We start from the raw sequence: 14,333 nt of genomic DNA on the forward strand, positions 1-14,333 counted from the left end.
GCAAACGATTCGCCGCAGGCAATCGGGGCGAACTCTAGCATCGTGCGATTGCGGTTTTCCCTGGGGCCGCCTTACCGGAGGGGGCCGGCATGGCCTGAATCAGCCGCCACGCCCGAGCTGATGCGAGAACACGAAGCCACGAATTGCAACAATCGTCAGGAACATGATGATGAAGGTGCTGCGAACCCAGGGGATCGTGTGAATTTTTTCGTATTTGGGCGATTCCTTGTCGGTCATGCCCGGAGCGTGGCTGGCACACCACCAGGCCGACACGCACAGCGCCAGCAGGAAGTACAGCACCGGCTGGTAGGTGCGCGACAGGAACCAGGCACAGACCAGGAAGCCGACCAGCGAGTTGCGCAGCAGCACCACCATCTGGCGGTGCGGGCTGCGCGCGGGCAGGGTCTCGACCGCCGCGCTCAGGCTCTTGAAGGTCAGCACGATCATGCCGACCCACAGGAAATAGCCGACCAGGCCGAGCTCGGCGAAGCACAGCACGAAGGAGTTGTGCGCGGTCAGATGGTGGTGGTCGGTGAAGTTGCCGTAGCCCGCGCCCCAGATCGGACGCCATTTCAGCAGCTCCAGTCCGACCGCCCAGGCCTCGATGCGCTCGCCGGCCGACTGCTCCTGCGACGAGAAGCCGCGCCCGCCCACCGCGCTGGCGCCCAGGAAGGCCACGCCGGCCAGGCCGCCGAGAACCGCGGTGCGGGTGGTGCCCAGCCAGTCGCGCACGATGAAGAACAGCAGCGAGGCCACACCCAGCAGCGCGCCGCGCGACTGGCTCAGCACGATGGCGTAGAGCATGACCGCGCCGGGCGCGACGATCAGCAGGGTGTTGCGCAGCCAGGCCCGCTGGCGCCACAGCACGAACAGCAGCGGCAGGCACATCACCAGCACCTGGGAGAAGTCGTTCGGATCGCTCAGGAAGCCCTGGCCGCGCACGCGCCACAGATACCAGCCGGTCTGGTCCAGCGCGGGGATCTCGGAGGCGGCTGACGGCGGTGCCCGGCTCGGGTCCTCGTCCTCATGCTGGGGCGCGGTCTGGCGCAGCACCAGCTGCTGGGCAAACTGCCCGGTGTGATAGGCCTGGATGCCGAAGAGGGCCGCCACCAGCATCGACAGCACCACTGCTGCGCAGGCGAGCTTGAGCCGGCGCAGCGAGGTCACGTTCAGCGCCACCAGCACGAACAGCATCGACGAGGTGGTGAAGTCGTTCATCGCGGTGAAGGCGCCACCGGCCCAGCCGTTGAGCGCCAGCGACACGCCCAGCATCACCATGAAGGCGAACAGCAGCTTGAAGTCGATGCCGCGCGCGGCGATCTCCTTGCGCACGATGGCGCGGCTGGCGGCCAGGACGAAGCCGAGCGTCCACAGCACCAGCATCGGCCGGTACTCCGCCATTTCCGGCGCGAACAGCTCGATCGGCCGGAAGAAGCTGAGGAACACATAGAGCAGGAAGACCGCGAAACTCATGATCCGGGCGACGGTTCGTGCAAAAGGTCCGATCCTAATGCGCCCGGATGACGGCGGCACGCCTGCACCCCCGGCCGTGGTACCGAAGCGGCTTAATCTGAAATGACGAGGTACCGCGGTGTGTCGCGGAAACATCGTTGCGTGCCAAGGAATTGTCGATCCGGCAGCTTAAGATCCGGCCCGCGTTTGTCGCGTTTATCCGCGTTTCCGACCCTTGACGATCGACGATCCCTGCATGAACAAGCCTGCTGTCCAGCCCCCCCTGCGCCGCGTCCTCTATCACCATCGCACCCAGGGCAAGGCGGTCGAGGGCGTGCACATCCGCGGCATCACCGATGCACTGCGCGCCGAGGGCGTGACGGTGGACATCATCTCGCTGCCCGGTGCCGACCCCTACGCCAGCCCGAAGGCGCTGAGCCCGACCAAGCAGGCCCGGCCCTGGATGAAGTGGGTCACCAGCCTGCCCGAGCCGCTGTTCGAGCTGGCCGAGCTGGGCTACAACGCGGTGGCCGGCTGGCGCATCCGCGAGTACCTGAACGCGCACAGGGACGTCGACCTGATCTACGAGCGCTACTCGCTCTACATGTTCGTCGCGGTGATGATCGCGCGGGCCCGCAGGATCCCGGTGATCCTGGAGATCAACGACTCCACCACCGTCTACCGGGTGCGGCCGCTGTTCTTCCAGCGTCTGGCCACGATGATCGAGCGCTGGGTGTTCCGCAACGCCAATGGCCTGGTCTTCGTCTCCGGCGCTTTCCGCGACCATGTGACGAAGGCGCATGGCGGCAAGATCGCGCCGACCATCGTCTCGCACAACGCGGCCAACATCGACAAGTTCAGCCCCACGCCCGAGCAGCGCGCCGCCGCGCGGGCGAAGTGGAAGCTGGACGGCAGCGTGGTCTGCGGCTACCTCGGCGCCTTCGTGCCGTGGCATGCGATCGACCAGTTCGTCTACCGAATCGCCGACCGCCTGAAGGCCAATCCGCAGCTCAAGCTGCTGCTGGTGGGCGACGGCGCCACCTTCCCCGTGGTGCAGGAGTTCGTGCAGAAGCACGGCCTGCAGGACCAGGTGGTGATGACCGGACGCGTCTCGCATGACGAGGTGCCGGGCCTGCTGGCGGCGATGGACATGGCGGTGCTGCCCAGCGCGGGCGACTACACCTCGCCGGTCAAGCTGTTCGAGTTCATGGCCTGCGGCATTCCGCCGGTGGCGCCGGACTTCGTGCCGATCCGCGAGGTGCTGAAGGAAGACGAGACCGGCTGGATGTTCAAGGCCGGCGACCTGGAGAGCGCGGTGCAGATGGTGCTGCGCCGCAGCCAGGACAGCGACAACCTGCGCCGTGTCGGCCAGGCCGCGCGCGCCTACATCGCCCGCGAGCGCCAGTGGCGCAACAACATCCTGCAGCTCGTCGATTTCCGCGAGCGGGTCAAGGGCCGCTGAGGGCAGGGGAGCGGGCATGAAGCTGCTGCTGTCCGACCTGCGCGCCAAGCAGGTGCTCTACGGCGAGGGCGGCCCGCCGGTCTCGCTGATCAAGGTGGTGCTGGCCGACGGCACGCTGGCCAATGCGCTGTACCGGCTGCAGGCCTGGCTGGCGCGGATCGGGCTGGCGCCGCTGGCGCTGATTCCGCACATCCTCAACAAGTGGCTCAACGGCTGCGTCATCGGCGTGAAGGCGCAGTTCGGGCCCGGCTTCGTGCTGATCCACCCGGTGGGCGTGGTCATCAACTCCAGCGTGCGCGGCGGGCGCAATGTCTGGCTCGAGAGCAGCGTGGTGATCGGCGAGAACCGCGGCGGCTTCCCGCGGCTGGGCGACGACATCTTCGTCGGCTCGGGCGCGAAGATCATCGGCGCAGTGGCGGTCGGCGACCGCGCGCGGGTCGGCGCCAATGCGGTGGTGCTGCACGATGTGCCGGCCGGCCACACCGCGCTGGGCATTCCGGCACGCATGCGCCCGCCCCGCGCCAACTAACGCACGCCTGACAGGCTCACCGCGGCTTGATCAACGCATTCCCTAGTGCGGCGCCGCGCCGATGGCGCTAGTCTCCATCTGTCGCGCGAAGGTTTCATCGCCCTCGTGGTCGGCGCATCAGAGCATTGACCTCCTGGCCCAGATCAAGCCGGGAGGTCTTTTTTTTCGACCCTGTCCTGCATACCCCGGCGGGTTGACCTGACGCAAGGACGCCCGGCCCGGGCTGCGATCAGATGGATGCATGTTCAATCCGCAAGGGGACAAGACACCATGCACGCCCTGATCGACTTCTTCTCCACCGACTACGGCATTCTCAGCGCGCTGGTGCTCGCCACCACGATCGGCATGCTGGTCTTCTACATCAGCTACTTCATGAAGCACATCCGCCAGGACACGGAGGCGGCCGAGCAGGCGGCCCGTGCCGCGGCGGGTCGCTCTGCCTGAGGCCTGCATCCGGGAAGGCGTCAGAACGGCGCCGTGTCCTCGAAGACCTGCGGCGTCCCGTCGGCCGGATGCGCGAAGGCGAGCCGGCAGGCATGCAGCAGCAGCCGGGGCGCAGCCTCGCGCCACGGCGTCGGCGCATAGAGTTCGTCGCCGACGATCGGGTGGCCGATCGACAGCAGATGCACCCGCAGCTGGTGCGATCGGCCGGTCACCGGCTCGAGCGCGAGCCGGGCGGTGCCTGCGGTCGCGTCGCGGCCCAGCACCTGCCAGCGGGTCAGCGACGCCCGCCCGGTCAGCGGGTCGACCTTCTGGCGCGGCCGGTTCGGCCAGTCGCAGATCAGCGGCAGGTCGATCGCACCTGATGCCTCGGCCGGGCAGCCGGCCACCACCGCCTCGTAGCGCTTGTCGACCTGTCGATCGGCGAAGAGCCGGCTGAGCCGGCGGTGCATCTCGGCGCCGCGCGCCATCAGCAGCAGGCCGGAGGTGGCCATGTCGAGCCGGTGCACGATCAGCGCGTCGGGCACCCGGCGCTGCACCCGCGCGGCGACGCAGTCGGCGTTCTCGGGCCCGCGCCCGGGCACCGACAGCAGGCCGGCGGGCTTGCGCACCACCAGCATCGCCGCGTCGAGGTGAATCAGTTCGATGTCGTCGTCCATCGCCGGCATTGTCGCCGGCGCTGCGCGGGCATGACAGCCTGTCACCGGGACGAGCGCGATCGGGCGGCACAATCGCGCCTCCCGACTGCATGACGCCGACCGATGATGACGACTGACCTGTCCACCCTGGATTTCCCGACGCTGCTGGCCGCGCTGATGCGGCCGTCCTCGCTGGTCGAGCTGGCGGTGCTGGCGGCGGTGCTGGCTGCCAGCGGGCTGCTGGTGTGGCTGCTGCGCGGCATGCGCGACCGCACCGGGCCGGGCGATTCGAGTCCCTCGATCTGGTTCGGTACCCATCTGGTCGACGGCGTGCTGTTTCCGCTGCTGGCGCTGGCGCTGGCCTATGTGGCGCGCCGGGTGCTGCTCGAGCTGGGCCAGCCGCTGGCGGTGTTCCGGCTGGCGATTCCGGTGCTGCTGTCGCTGGCGGTGATCCGGCTGAGCGTGCGGGTGCTCAGCGCGGCCTTTCCGGCGTCGGCGCTGATGCGCGCGGTCGAGCGCACGATTTCCTGGGTCGCCTGGCTGGGCATGGTGCTGTGGGTGACCGGGGTGCTGCCGGTGATGCTCGACGAACTCGACCAGATCCGCTGGAAGATCGGCGCCAACACGCTGAGCCTGCGCAACATCATCGAGGGCGGCCTGTCGGCCGGCTTCGTGATGGTGGTGGTGCTGTGGATCTCGGCGGCGCTGGAGGCGCGGCTGCTGGCCGGCGCCAGCGGCGCGCAGCTGTCGCTGCGCAAGGTGGCGGCCAACGCGCTGCGAGCGATCCTGCTCTTCGTGGGCCTGCTGATGGCGCTGTCGGCGGTGGGCATCGACCTGACGGCGCTGTCGGTGCTGGGCGGCGCGCTCGGCGTGGGCATCGGCCTGGGCCTGCAGAAGCTGGCGGCCAACTATGTCAGCGGCTTCGTCATCCTGGCCGAGCGCTCGCTGCGCATCGGCGACATCGTCAACGTCGGCGGCTTCGAGGGCGCGATCACCGACATCACCACCCGCTACACCGTGATCCGCGCGCCCTCGGGGCGCGAGTCGATCGTGCCCAACGAGACGCTGATCACCACCGCGGTGCAGAACCTGTCGCTGGCCGACCGCCGGGTGCTGCTCAGCACGCTGGTCAGCGTCGACTACGACACCGATGTCGAGCGACTGCGTGCGCAGCTGGTCGAGACGGTGTCGGGGGTGCCGCGGGTGCTGGCCGATCCGGGGCCGGCGGTGCAGCTCAGCAACTTCGGCGCGGATGGTCTGGAGGTCACGGTGCTGTTCTGGATCGATGATCCGGAGAACGGTCAGGGCAATGTGCGCTCGGAGGTCAATCTGGCCATCCTGGCGCTGCTGCGCCGCGAGGGCGTGGGCATTCCGTATCCGCAGCGGGTCGTGCGCTTCCAGGGCGCGCTGCAGGCGGAGGTGGCGCCGCCGGTCACGGCGCCCGCAGCGGAATCCGCACGATGAAGCGGCTGCCCTCGCCGGGGCAGCTCTCCACCAGCAGCCGCCCGCCCAGCACCTGGGTGCAGAAATGGTGGCACAGGTGCAGGCCGATGCCGGTGCCGCCGCGACCGCGCCGGGTGGTGAAGAAGGGGTCGAAGATGCGCGGCAGCACCAGCGGGTCGATGCCGCAGCCGTCGTCGATCACCTCGATCGCCAGCTCGTCCGGGCGATGGCCGTGGCGCTCGTCATCGCTGTCGCCATCGGCCGGATCGACCCGGCACAGCACCCGGATGCTGCCCTGCATCAGCCCGGGCGGCGGCGGGTCGAAGGCATGCATCAGCGCGTTGCCGATCAGGTTCTCGATCACCTGCCCGAGCGGGCCGGGATAGCTGTCGAGCACCAGCCCGGCGCCCGAGGCGATGTGCAGCGACACCGGCACCGGCCGGGGCGGCGCCTCGCTGCCCAGGCGCGGCACCAGCAGCCGGCGCACATCCTGCAGCACCTCGTCGAGCTCGAAGCGGCGTCGCTCCACCGCGCCGCGGTCCACCGCGAGCTGCTTGAACAGTCGGATGACCTGGCTGGCGCGCTCCAGGCCGTGCTCGATGATGTCCAGCCCGGCGCGCTGGCGCTCCAGCAGCCGCGTGACCGGTGCCGGCAGCGGTGCGGTGGCGCCGAGCTCGCGCTCGGCCTCGCCGAGCCGGCGCACCAGCGTCGAGGCGGTCATGCGCGCGCTGCCCAGCGGGGTGTTGAGCTCATGAGCGACACCGGCCACCAGCAGGCCGAGCGAGGCGAGCTTTTCCGCCTGCACCAGCTCGTCCTGCAGCTGGCGCAGCCGGCGCAGCGCGTCGTCGGCGCCGGCCTTGGCCTCGGCCAGCGCGCGGTGGTTGGTCTGCAGATCGGCCAGCAGCCGCTCGCGCTCGACCTCGGTGCGGCGCTGGCGTCGCACCAGCAGCACCGCCAGCCCGAAGGCGGCGGTGCAGGCCAGCAGGCACTGCCAGGCGCTGGCATGGCGCAGCGGCTCGACGCTGTCGCGCGGCACATGGGCGACGAAGAACCAGGGCTGCATCGCCAGCCGGCCCGCCCCGGGTTCGGCGGGCAGGAAGTCCTGGAAATGCCACATGCCGGCGTCCAGCTCGCGCCGGCCGCGGCCCTGCTCCTGCAGCATGCGCCAGAGTTCCGGGTCGCGCATCGCCAGCGGCTGCGGCTCGGCGATGCTGACCGCGCGGCCCTCGCTGTCGTACAGGCGCAGCGGCTCCAGCGCCGGCTGCTTGAGCCGGGCCAGCCGCGCCATCATCGCCTGCAGATCATGCTGGATGACCACCATGCCGCGCAGCCGCCCGGCGGCGTCATAGACCGGCGAGGCCGCCCGCAGCGTGTGGCGCCCGCCCTCGCGCCCGAGCGGACTGAAGCGCGCCTCGGCCGGCAGCAGGTCGGCGAAATGCGCCAGCCAGGGCATCTGCGCCGGGCGGCGCAGCGCGCTCGAGGTGGCCAGCAGCGCCATGCCGTCGAGATGCTCGGTGCGCACCCGCTCCCGGCCGTGCTCGTCGATCCAGGAGATTTCCGCGTGGCGCGGCGAGGCGCGTGCATGCGCCAGCAGCGCGCTGGCCATCGCCGAGGTGTCGGCGCTGGCCGCGGCCACGCCGATGGCGGGCATCTGGCCCAGCACCAGTGCCGAGCGCGACAGGTCGGCCAGCTCCGAGCCGGTCAGCGCGATGCCCTGCTCGAGCAGGGTGCGGGCCTGCGCGCGCAGCGGCGACAGCCGCAGGTCGAGCAGCCGCAGATAGCTGAGCGCGCCGATCAGGCCGATCAGCAGCAGCCAGGGCAGCAGCCGCAGCACCAGGATGCGGCCTTCGCTGGCGCGGGGGCGTCTGTCGAGCGCCATCCGGCGTTCACTGCGGCAGCGACAGCGGCTGCGGCAGATGGCCCTGGGTGCGCAGCCAGCCGGGCAGATCGCACATCGGCATCGGCCGGCCGATCAGCATGCCCTGCGCGGCCTGGCAGCCGCTGCGCATCAGCCAGTGGCGCTGCGCGTCGGTCTCGACGCCTTCGGCCAGCGACTTCAGCCCGAGCTGGCGCGACAGCGACACGATCATGCCCGGCAGCGTCTCCTCGTCCGGGCGCTGGCCGATCTCGCCGAGAAAGGCGCGGTCGATCTTGATCCAGTCGAGGTCGAAGCCGCGCAGCCGCGCCAGCGACGAGAAGCCGGTGCCGAAGTCGTCCAGCGCGATCTCGAAGCCGAGCTGGCGCAGCCGGTCGAGCTGCAGCGTCGCGCCATCGGCGTCGACCATGACCGCGCTTTCGGTCACCTCCAGCTCGATCGCCTCGGGCGGCACGCCAGCGGCGCTGCAGCGCGCGGCGATGTCCTGCGCCAGCGCCGGATCGGCCAGCTGCAGCGCCGACAGGTTGACCGCGATGCGCAGATGGCCCAGGCCGAGCGAGTCCAGCAGCCGCCAGGCCTGGCAGGACTGCTCCAGCACCTGGTTGAACAGCGCCGAGATGTGGCCGGAGGCCTCGGCCAGCGCGATGAAGGTCAGCGGCGGAATCTCGCGCCCGCGCCGGTCGGTCCATCGCGCCAGCGCCTCGAAGCCCTTGAGCGAGCCGTCCTGCAGCCAGACCTGGGGCTGCAGCGCGATGCGGATCTCGCCGGCGCGCAGCGCCTCGTGCAGCGCCTGGCCCAGGCGGTAGTTGTCACGCGCCTGCGTCTCCATGCCGGGGCGGTAGCAGACCTGCTGGCCCCAGCCGTGGCGCTTGGCGTCGTTGAGCAGGTAGCGCGCGGTCGCCAGCGTCTCCTCGGGCGGGCCGCTCACCAGCGAGAGGTCGACCTGCGCGCCGGTCAGGTGCAGCACCGCCGAGAAGTGGCCGTCGCTGACGGTGATGCCCTCGGTGCGGTCGCGGTACATCTGCGTGACCATCTGGTCGGCCGGGCCGAGCAGCGCGAAGGTGTCGTTGTCCACCCGCGCCACCATCACGTCCGGGCCGGCCTCCTCGCGCAGCCGCTCGGCCAGCGCCTGCAGCAGCCGGTTGGCGGTCTCGAAGCCGAGCATCAGGTTCAGGTTCGAGAACTGGTCGACATCCTCGAACTGCAGCACCATCGAGCCCAGCCGCTCGCCGGCGGCGTGCATGCGTCGCAGCAGGCCGTTGCGGTTGGGCAGGCCGGTGAGCTCGTCCTGGTAGGCCAGGCGATCGAGCTGGGCGATCAGGTCGAGGCGGCGCATCTGCGCGCCGACATTGGTGGCCAGCAGGCGCACCATCTCGCGCTCGGCCTCGTCCGGCGCCTGCGGGCGCGGCACCCACAGCGCGAACAGCGTCTGCTGTGCGCTGTCGGTGGCGCCGCGCAGCGCCGATGGCGGCAGCGCGCCGGGGTGCAGCGGCAGCAGCAGCTCGTGCAGCTCGTCGTCGCCCGAGCCGGCAGCGGGTGCCGGCGCGCCCAGCACATGCTCGATGCGCGCGGCCAGCAGCGGCGTGGTGCCGGTGTCGGCGTCGCCGGCGGCCAGCGTCAGCCCCTGCAGCGGGGTCTGCGCGCCGGCCGCGCCGATCACCAGCGGCCCGGTGGTGTGCGGCGGCCACATCGCCACCAGCCCGGCCGGCTCGGTCTCGAGCAGCGCCGCCACATCGTCGAGCAGCTGGCGCGCCAGGCCGGTCAGGTCCTGGCCCCGGCTGGCGCGGTCGACCGCCTGCAGCAGCCGCTCGAAGCGCCGCCGGCCCTGCTGCTCGCGCAGGATCGACTGGTGGCTGCGCAGGTTGGCGTTGAGCAGCGCCTCGAGCCGCTCGCTGCCCAGCTCGGTCTTGTGCCAGTACTCGTCGACATCGAGGTCGCGCATCACGTCGTGCATCGGCGCCATCCCGGGCTGACCGGTCAGCAGCACGATGCGGATGTCCTGGCGGCCCAGCTCGCCGCGCAGCCGGCGCACCAGCCGCAGGCCGGCGTCGTCATGCTCCATCACCACATCGAGCAGGATCACGCCGATGTCCGGATGGCGGGCCAGCTGCTCGAGCGCCTCGGCGCTGCTGCCGGCCTGCAGCAGCTCGACCTCGCGTCCCTGGAAGCGGTAGCCGTCGAGCGCGAAGGCGACCGAGCGGCGGAAGACCGGGTCGTCATCGACGGCCAGGATCCGGGGGGGCGGGGTTCCGGCGAGAGAGGGCGAGGGCGGCAGGATCAAGAAGGGCTCCGGGCGGCGGGCCGGCGTCCGGAGCGGGAATGCCCGGCCCGCCGGGGCCGCGTGCAGTCTGGCGCAGTGTGCGATTGTTGGCAATTCCTCAAGCCGGAACCGGCAAGGCCGATATGGCAACGAACTGTTTTTGCCGGTCACGGCTTGTCGATCATGGCTTCTGCGCTCCCTCCGTCGCGTGCTTGTGCTTCTGTTGCGGCATCAAGCCGCCAGACCGGGCTGACGCTGGTCGAGCTGATGCTGGTCATCGGTCTGCTGGGCGTGCTGCTGGCGCTGGCGCTGCCGATGTGGAAGAGCCACCGTGACCGCGCGCTGCAGCGCCAGGCCGCCCAGGAGCTGGGCGCGATGTCCGCGGTGCTCGCCCAGTACCGGCTCGACAACCAGGGCTCGCCGGCCTCGCTGGCCGCCGTCGGCATGGCCGGCCGGCTCGATCCCTGGAAACGTCCCTACGTCTATTACAACCTGGAGACCGGCAATCCCAGCGAGGCGCGCAAGAACCGCTCGCTGACCCCGGTCAACAGCGACTTCGACCTCTACAGCCTCGGCCCCGACGGCGAGAGCGAGCGTGCGCTGACCGCCGCGGTCTCTCAGGACGATGTGGTGCGGGCCAACAACGGCCGCTTCATCGGCGTGGCCACCGCGTTCACCGACTGAAGGAGCAGGGCCGGCCCGTGACCGATCCGTCGTCGTCGCTCACCGCGCCGCGCCGTCCGCGCTGGCGGCTGCCGCTGCTGGGCAGCCCGCTGGCGCGGCGCATCCTGCTGCTCTTCCTGGTCGCGGCCACCGTGCCGCTGCTGCTGCTGGGCGCGGGCAGCAGCCGGATGCTGGAGCTGCTCGAGCGCCAGGCCGGCCAGCGCGAGCAGGAGCTGCTGCTGCGTGGCGTGGCGCTGCAGGTGCGCGAGCGGCTGCTGGTGGCGCGCGACCAGATGCACAGCTGGCCGGTGCCTGCGGGCGAGACGGCTGAGCTGCCGGCGCTGCCCGGGCTGGGCCGGCAGTTCGTGCGGGTGCTGCACCTGGACGGCCGCGGGGCGCGCTTGGCCGGGGACGATCTGCTGCGCGAGATGGCCGCGCCGCTGCCCGCCGTCACGCCGGACCGCGCGCAGCTGCTGGTGCGCGAGCGCAACGGCCGCGCGGCGCTGATGCTGCTGCTGCCGGTCGAGCCGGCCGGGCTGTGGCTGGCCGAGCTGTCGCCGGCCCACCTGTGGCAGCCGCTGCTCGATGCCGGGCTGGACGGTGCGGCCTGGTGCGTGCAGGACGGCCAGGGCCTGATGCTGCACTGCCCGGCGGTGCCGCAGAGCGGCGCGCAGGCCTCTGCTCAGGCCTCCGGGCAGGCCGCGCGACTGCATGCACGCTGGCCGCTGTTCCTGGAGGGTGACTTCCTGCTGGCCTCGGCCGGCGACTGGATCTTCGATCTGAGCGCGCCGGTCGAGCCGGTGCTGCTGGCCGGGCAGTCGATCCGGCGCCTGGTCACCGGCACGCTGGCGGGAACGCTGCTGCTGGTGCTGCTGCTGAGCGTCAGCATGATCCGGCGCACGCTGGGGCCGCTTCAGCAGCTGCGCCGCGGCGTGCGTCGGGTCGAGCAGCTCGAGGCCGGCGCCCGGGTCGAGGTGCGTGGCAGCGACGAGTTCGCCGAGCTGGGCCGGGCCTTCAACCGCATGGCCGAGCGCATCGCCGACCAGTTCGTGTCGCTGGAGCTGCTGGCCTCGGTGGACCGGGACATCGTCGGTCGGCAGCCGGTGGACGAACTCTTCCGGCGCATGCTGGTCGAGGCGATCGGTCGGCTCGATGCCCGCGCGATGGCGCTGGCGCGCATCGAGCCCGGCCGCATGCCGCGGCTGCTGCTGCAGTGGAACGACCGCCAGCATCTGCACAAGATCCGTCGCAGCGTGCGGGTGCTGACCCCGCCGGAGCACCAGATGCTGCTGGCGCTGCAGGACGATGGCGCCTGGCCGCAGGCCTGTGCCTGGAGCCAGGCGCTGGGCGAGGATCTGCAGGCCTTTCCGCTGCGCTGGCAGTCGCGCACGCTCGGGGTGATGCTGCTGGCCTGGCCGCGCGAGCCCGGCGCGCTGGCACGACGCCGCGCCACCGATCTGCGCGACCGGCTGGCGGTGGCGCTGGCGGCCGAGCTGCGCGAGCGCGAGCTGACCTGGCAGGCCGGGCACGACGACCTGACCGGTCTGCTCAACCGCAACGGCCTGCACCAGCTGCTCGATGCCCGCCTGGGCGATCCGGAGGCGTCCGAGCCCGCCGAGCTGGCACTGCTCTTCATCGATCTGGATCATTTCAAGTCGGTCAACGACAGCCTGGGCCACGGCCTGGGCGACGAGCTGCTGCGCCAGGCGGCCGACCGCATCGAGGCCTGCGTGCCGGCGCGCTCGCCGGTGGCGCGCCCGGGCGGCGACGAGTTCGTGGTCGTGCTCGAGGCGGCGGATGCGGCCGACGCGGCCGAGGTGGCCACGGCGATCTGCCGGCGCATGGCGCTGCCCTTCCAGGTGGGGGGGCGCGAGCATTTCCTGGGCGCGAGCATCGGCATCGCGCTGGCGCCGCTGCATGGTCGCAGCCGCTCGGTGCTGATGCGCCATGCCGACATGGCGATGTACTGCGCCAAGGAAGGCGGCCGCGGCCGCCACGCGATGTTCGAGGAGCCACTGGACGCGCGGCTGCACGAGCGCGGCGCGCTGCTGGCCGACCTGCGCCAGGCGGTGGCCCGGCGCGAGCTGCTGCTGCATTACCAGCCCCGGGTGGCCGCGGCCGATGGCGGCATCCGCTCGGCCGAGGCGCTGGTGCGCTGGCAGCATCCCGGCCGCGGCCTGGTGCCGCCGGGCGTCTTCATTCCGCTGGCCGAGGAGTCCGACCTGATCGAGTCCATCGGCAGCTGGGTGCTCGACGAGGCCTGCCGCCAGCTGGCGCTCTGGCGCCGCCAGGGGCGGGTGCTGGACCGGCTGTCGGTCAATGTCTCGCCGCGCCAGCTGCAGTCGGGCCGGCTGGTCGAGACGGTGGAGGCGGCGCTGCTGCGCCACGGCGTGCCGTGGCGCCAGCTCGAGCTGGAGGTCACCGAGAGCCTGCTGGTGGGCGATGCCCGTCAGGCCAGCGCGCAGCTGGCCGAGCTGCGCCAGCGCGGCGTGCTGATCGCGCTGGACGACTTCGGCACCGGCTACTCCTCGCTGGCGACGCTGCGCGACCTGCCGATCGACGTGATGAAGGTCGACCGCGCCTTCGTGCGCGACCTGGGCAGCGATGCCTCGGCGCAGGCGATCACCCGGGCGATCCTGACGCTGGCGCAGTCGCTGGGCAAGCACTCGGTGGCCGAAGGCATCGAGGGCGAGGCGCAGGCCGCCGCGCTGCGCCAGCTCGGCTGCGACGAACTGCAGGGCTATCTGTTCGGCCGGCCGATGCCGGCGGCCGAGTTCGAGCAGCGGCTGCCACAGGTCTCGGCGGCTGTGGCGGCCTCGGTCACGGATTGAACTTTCTGCTGGCGCATCATTCTCAATCCGGCTTCCGCCACGTCTGTCCTTGCCTGGTTGTCATGATCGAACAGTTGCGCCGACTGCTGCCCACGCCCGAGGCCGCCGCCTCCAACCGCTGGCTGCGCTGGCTGGGGCCGGCGCTCCATCATCCCCGCCTGTGGCGAGCCAGTCGCCGCGCGGTGGCGCTGGGGGCGGCGATCGGGGTGTTCTTCGGCTTCCTGATCCCGATCGCGCAGATTCCGGTGTCCGCCGCGGTGGCGGTCGCGCTGCGCGCCAATGTGCCCAGCGCGATGGCCAGCACGCTGGTGACCAATCCGATCACCTTTCCGCCGGTGTACTACGCGGCCTGGCAGGTCGGCGGCTGGCTGCTGTCCGAGCCGGTGCCTGGCGACACGGCTGTGCCTGCGGTCCGCGCCGACGAGACCGCCGCCGCATCGGCCGAGGATCTCGGCTGGTGGGACCGGATCACCGGCGTGGGCAAGCCGCTGCTGCTCGGGCTGACGGTCTTTGCCTGCGGCTTCGGGGCACTGGTCTATCTGGGCGTCGGCTGGATCTGGCGCTGGCGGGTGCTGTCCCGCCGGCGCCGCCGTCTCGGCGTGTCGAGCGGCAGATGATGTTGCAGATGCGCGCCGGTCTGAGCTGATCGAACAGCGGCTGCTGCGGATCCGGCCGCAGGTCCGGACGCTCGGCGATGCGGATCTCGAAAGGCCGGATCGACTGCAGATGGCTCAGGCA

General features: G+C 71.3%; 11 protein-coding genes. 7 read left to right on the plus strand and 4 right to left on the minus strand.

Features of this window, described 5'->3' with window-relative positions; all coding sequences use genetic code 11:
- Positions 1-99: 99 nt before the first annotated feature.
- The gene (locus NFT33_RS09815; RefSeq protein ID WP_251674984.1) at positions 100-1,473 is read right to left on the minus strand and encodes an O-antigen ligase family protein; all 1,374 of its coding nucleotides are present in this window, start codon (positions 1,471-1,473) and stop codon (positions 100-102) included.
- Positions 1,474-1,708: 235 nt separating this feature from the next.
- Between NFT33_RS09815 and NFT33_RS09820 the strand changes: the two genes are divergently transcribed.
- The 3 genes from NFT33_RS09820 to NFT33_RS09830 all read left to right on the plus strand — a co-directional run bounded on the left by NFT33_RS09820 (position 1,709) and on the right by NFT33_RS09830 (position 3,887).
- Complete coding sequence (locus NFT33_RS09820; RefSeq protein WP_251674986.1) at positions 1,709-2,914, plus strand: glycosyltransferase family 4 protein; 1,206 nt, start codon at positions 1,709-1,711, stop codon at positions 2,912-2,914.
- A gap of 16 nt (positions 2,915-2,930) precedes the next feature.
- Positions 2,931-3,443 carry a serine O-acetyltransferase gene (locus NFT33_RS09825; protein WP_251674988.1) on the plus strand — a complete coding sequence of 171 codons (513 nt, stop codon included), beginning with the start codon at positions 2,931-2,933 and terminating at the stop codon, positions 3,441-3,443.
- 270 nt (positions 3,444-3,713) lie between these two features.
- Positions 3,714-3,887 (plus strand): DUF3149 domain-containing protein, encoded by a 174-nt coding sequence (locus tag NFT33_RS09830; RefSeq protein ID WP_149503949.1) that lies wholly within the window; start codon positions 3,714-3,716, stop codon positions 3,885-3,887.
- 20 nt (positions 3,888-3,907) lie between these two features.
- Here the strand turns inward: NFT33_RS09830 and NFT33_RS09835 are convergent, their stop codons facing one another.
- Positions 3,908-4,543: a pseudouridine synthase gene (locus NFT33_RS09835; protein ID WP_149503948.1), complete on the minus strand. Its 636-nt coding sequence runs from the start codon at positions 4,541-4,543 to the stop codon at positions 3,908-3,910.
- A gap of 102 nt (positions 4,544-4,645) precedes the next feature.
- On the opposite strand from NFT33_RS09835, the gene NFT33_RS09840 reads away from it, so the two are divergent.
- Positions 4,646-5,986 (plus strand): mechanosensitive ion channel family protein, encoded by a 1,341-nt coding sequence (locus NFT33_RS09840; protein ID WP_251674990.1) that lies wholly within the window; start codon positions 4,646-4,648, stop codon positions 5,984-5,986.
- Here the strand turns inward: NFT33_RS09840 and NFT33_RS09845 are convergent.
- Positions 5,955-7,844 carry a sensor histidine kinase gene (locus NFT33_RS09845; protein WP_251674992.1) on the minus strand — a complete coding sequence of 630 codons (1,890 nt, stop codon included), beginning with the start codon at positions 7,842-7,844 and terminating at the stop codon, positions 5,955-5,957. The genes NFT33_RS09840 and NFT33_RS09845 overlap by 32 nt on opposite strands.
- Positions 7,845-7,851: 7 nt before the next feature.
- The gene (locus NFT33_RS09850; RefSeq protein ID WP_251674994.1) at positions 7,852-10,122 is read right to left on the minus strand and encodes a two-component system response regulator; all 2,271 of its coding nucleotides are present in this window, start codon (positions 10,120-10,122) and stop codon (positions 7,852-7,854) included.
- 162 nt (positions 10,123-10,284) lie between these two features.
- Between NFT33_RS09850 and NFT33_RS09855 the strand changes: the two genes are divergently transcribed.
- From NFT33_RS09855 to NFT33_RS09865, 3 genes are all read left to right on the plus strand, one after another.
- A complete protein-coding gene (locus tag NFT33_RS09855) occupies positions 10,285-10,785 on the plus strand; it encodes a prepilin-type N-terminal cleavage/methylation domain-containing protein (RefSeq protein ID WP_251674997.1) in 501 nt (166 codons plus the stop codon).
- A gap of 17 nt (positions 10,786-10,802) precedes the next feature.
- Positions 10,803-13,595: a putative bifunctional diguanylate cyclase/phosphodiesterase gene (locus NFT33_RS09860; RefSeq protein ID WP_251674999.1), complete on the plus strand. Its 2,793-nt coding sequence runs from the start codon at positions 10,803-10,805 to the stop codon at positions 13,593-13,595.
- Positions 13,596-13,669: 74 nt separating this feature from the next.
- Positions 13,670-14,212 carry a DUF2062 domain-containing protein gene (locus NFT33_RS09865; RefSeq protein WP_251675001.1) on the plus strand — a complete coding sequence of 181 codons (543 nt, stop codon included), beginning with the start codon at positions 13,670-13,672 and terminating at the stop codon, positions 14,210-14,212.
- Positions 14,213-14,333 lie beyond the last annotated feature (121 nt).

The sequence above is a fragment of the Sphaerotilus sp. FB-3 genome, from assembly GCF_023706025.1.
Classification (GTDB): domain Bacteria; phylum Pseudomonadota; class Gammaproteobacteria; order Burkholderiales; family Burkholderiaceae_C; genus Sphaerotilus; species Sphaerotilus sulfidivorans.

What these genes read in the sequence shown, in the direction of transcription:
- NFT33_RS09815 (WP_251674984.1), bottom strand. Translation starts at nt 1,473, where the DNA reads ATGAGTTTCGCGGTCTTCCTGCTCTATGTGTTCCTCAGCTTCTTCCGG.
- NFT33_RS09820 (WP_251674986.1), top strand. Translation starts at nt 1,709, where the DNA reads ATGAACAAGCCTGCTGTCCAGCCCCCCCTGCGCCGCGTCCTCTATCAC.
- NFT33_RS09825 (WP_251674988.1), top strand. Translation starts at nt 2,931, where the DNA reads ATGAAGCTGCTGCTGTCCGACCTGCGCGCCAAGCAGGTGCTCTACGGC.
- NFT33_RS09830 (WP_149503949.1), top strand. Translation starts at nt 3,714, where the DNA reads ATGCACGCCCTGATCGACTTCTTCTCCACCGACTACGGCATTCTCAGC.
- NFT33_RS09835 (WP_149503948.1), bottom strand. Translation starts at nt 4,543, where the DNA reads ATGGACGACGACATCGAACTGATTCACCTCGACGCGGCGATGCTGGTG.
- NFT33_RS09840 (WP_251674990.1), top strand. Translation starts at nt 4,646, where the DNA reads ATGATGACGACTGACCTGTCCACCCTGGATTTCCCGACGCTGCTGGCC.
- NFT33_RS09845 (WP_251674992.1), bottom strand. Translation starts at nt 7,844, where the DNA reads ATGGCGCTCGACAGACGCCCCCGCGCCAGCGAAGGCCGCATCCTGGTG.
- NFT33_RS09855 (WP_251674997.1), top strand. Translation starts at nt 10,285, where the DNA reads ATGGCTTCTGCGCTCCCTCCGTCGCGTGCTTGTGCTTCTGTTGCGGCA.